The organism is Mesorhizobium sp. M5C.F.Ca.IN.020.32.2.1 (assembly GCF_004023105.1).
Lineage (GTDB): Bacteria > Pseudomonadota > Alphaproteobacteria > Rhizobiales > Rhizobiaceae > Mesorhizobium > Mesorhizobium wenxiniae.
In genome coordinates, this window is sequence record NZ_RZSX01001372.1 from 1 (window position 1) to 1005 (window position 1005).

General features: G+C 65.1%; 1 protein-coding gene and 1 pseudogene. Both read left to right on the forward strand.

What is annotated here, in order from left to right:
* Positions 1 to 256, forward strand: a pseudogene (locus EOA86_RS36095) (epoxide hydrolase); the annotation flags it as partial.
* A 45-nt stretch (positions 257 to 301) separates the two neighbouring features.
* The coding region (locus EOA86_RS36100) for an epoxide hydrolase (RefSeq protein WP_164892389.1) at positions 302 to 1005 on the forward strand (704 nt) is incomplete at its 3' end.

Genomic DNA, 1005 nt, shown 5'->3' on the forward strand with positions numbered 1-1005 from the left:
GTACTGGGAGACCAGTGGCCAAAGCGTCATTCTCGCTGCAGCGCAGAAGACCAGCGACATCTCGCTTCCGGTCGCGATCACGGTGTTTCCGGGAGAGGTCTATCGCGCGCCGGAGACATGGGCCCGCCGCGCCTATCGGAATCTGATCTACTTCAACGAAGTCGACAAGGGCGGGCACTTCGCGGCCTGGGAGCAGCCCGAACTCTTCGCTGCAGAGCTGCGCGCCGCCTTCAGGCAACTGCGCCAATCCATCTGAAATGTGCAGTGCGCTCTGCGCCAGCGTCAAACCAAGGAGAATGTCATGGACAGAACAGCACCAACCCGACGAGATGTTCTTGCCACTTCAGTAGCCGCAGGCGCCATTAGCCTGTTGCCCGGGCACCTTGCTTCGGCGGCCGCAGATCACTCCATCCGGCCCTTCACCGTGCAGGTGCCGCAAGCCGTGGTCGATGACCTCCGCCGGCGCATCGCGGCGACACGCTGGCCCACAAAGGAGCTCGTCGGGGATCGGTCGCAGGGCATACAGCTCGGGACAATCCAAGAACTCGCCCGCTACTGGGCGACCGACTACGACTTCGGTCGGCTAGAGACACGACTGAACGCACTACCGCAGTTCACGACCGAGATCGACGGCGTGAAGATCCACTTCATCCACGTCAAATCGCGGCATGAGAACGCGTTGCCGCTGATCATGACGCATGGCTGGCCCGGCTCGGTCATTGAGCTGCTGGAGACAGTCGGCCCGCTGACCGACCCGACCGCTCACGGCGGCGCCCCCGACGAAGCCTTCCATCTGGTGCTGCCGTCCTTGCCCGGCTACGGCTTCTCCGGCGAGCCGGCCGAGCTCGGCTGGGAGTCGGGCCGCATCGCACGCGCGTGGGCGCAGCTGATGGATCGCCTCGGCTACACGCGCTACGTCGCCCAGGGAGGCGACGTAGGCGCGGACGTCACGGACTGGATGGGCCGCCAGGCGCCCAAGGGGCTGGTCGGCATCCACGTCAACTT